The organism is Rhizobium sp. IY2 (assembly GCF_047532935.1).
Classification (GTDB): domain Bacteria; phylum Pseudomonadota; class Alphaproteobacteria; order Rhizobiales; family Rhizobiaceae; genus Rhizobium; species Rhizobium anhuiense.
This window is the reverse complement of the sequence record NZ_JBLKNU010000066.1, coordinates 1-223: the sequence shown is the minus strand read 5'-3', so window position 1 is coordinate 223 and position 223 is coordinate 1. Positions and strand designations below refer to the sequence as shown.

At 63.7% G+C, this 223-nt stretch carries 1 protein-coding gene; it reads left to right on the top strand.

The window, feature by feature from the left end:
- Positions 1-223: ATP-binding cassette domain-containing protein (locus ACMUVN_RS33415; protein ID WP_414816071.1), on the top strand; the 223-nt coding region annotated here is incomplete at both ends.

The following is a 223-nucleotide window of genomic DNA, read 5'->3' as shown; positions in this document are numbered from 1 at the left end:
CAAGGGCGGCTTTCTCGTGCTGGTCGGCCCGTCCGGCTGCGGCAAGTCCACCCTGCTCAACACCATTGCCGGGCTGGAGACGATCACCTCGGGCGATATCAGGATCGACGGACGCGACATCAGCGGCCTGCATCCCTCCAAGCGCGACATCGCCATGGTGTTCCAGTCCTATGCGCTCTATCCGAACATGACGGTGGCGGGCAACATCGCCTTCGGCATGGAG